The 802-nt window shown below is 57.2% G+C and carries 1 protein-coding gene; it reads right to left on the bottom strand.

Going from position 1 to position 802, the window contains the following annotated elements; all coding sequences use genetic code 11:
* Positions 1-802, bottom strand: an 802-nt coding sequence (locus WX88_RS31185; protein ID WP_046247499.1) for a choice-of-anchor Q domain-containing protein, incomplete at both ends; no start/stop codon positions are given.

Genomic DNA, 802 nt, shown 5'->3' with positions numbered 1-802 from the left:
AGGCCAGGGTCGCGCCGGTGCTGCTCACGCCCGACGTGCTCAGGCCGGTTGCTACGCCGCAGGGGGTGAAGTTGCTCTCGTAAGCGCCCAGGTCCAGGGTGCTTACCACGCGGGGGTTGCCGGCTAGGTCGGTGGTGCCTAAGGCGGTTACGATGCTGCTGGGTAGGCCTCCGCCCGTATTGATGGCTGGGCTCAGGGGGTTGGTCTTCAGGGTGAAGTCGGTGGCCGTCGTCCAACTCAGCGTCGGGTTGACAAACTGCGGATCCGCCACGATGTTGCTGCCGACTGGGATGTTAGAGGAGACCGTTCTGCTGGGGCCGGTGGGAACGTAAGTGCCATCGTTGATGATGGTGCCGGTGCTGGTAATAGTCGTCCCCGAGATGGTGACGGTGGGGCCGAAGAACAGGTTGTTAACAAACTGAATGTTGTTCGTACCGGCTCCCTCGAAGGCCCTCTCACCGGGGGAGGAGACCGAAATATTGTTCTGAATGAGAATATTAGTGGAATTGTTGGCGAAGATTTCGCCGGAGCTCAGATCCGGGCTCGTCGAGTTGCGGTAGCACGTATTGTTGATGATATCGACGTTGTTGGTGATGAAGGTTTGGATGCCGGCGCCGCCATTGTTCACGCACAGGTTGTTGGCCACCAGAAATTTGCCTACGAAGTTAGAGCTCCTATTCTTGTCGAGAATGATGCCGTTGCCGTCCGTGATGCCCTGACAGGTACCGTTAGGGTTTGCCGTTGTCTTATTGCTTGAATTAAACCACTTTACGAAGAGGCGGTTGCCAAAGCAGCGGTTGTT

The sequence above is a fragment of the Hymenobacter terrenus genome (assembly GCF_000972495.1).
GTDB classification, from domain to species: domain Bacteria; phylum Bacteroidota; class Bacteroidia; order Cytophagales; family Hymenobacteraceae; genus Hymenobacter; species Hymenobacter terrenus.
Note: the sequence above shows the minus strand (reverse complement) of the source record. Positions and strands in the feature narration are given on the sequence as shown.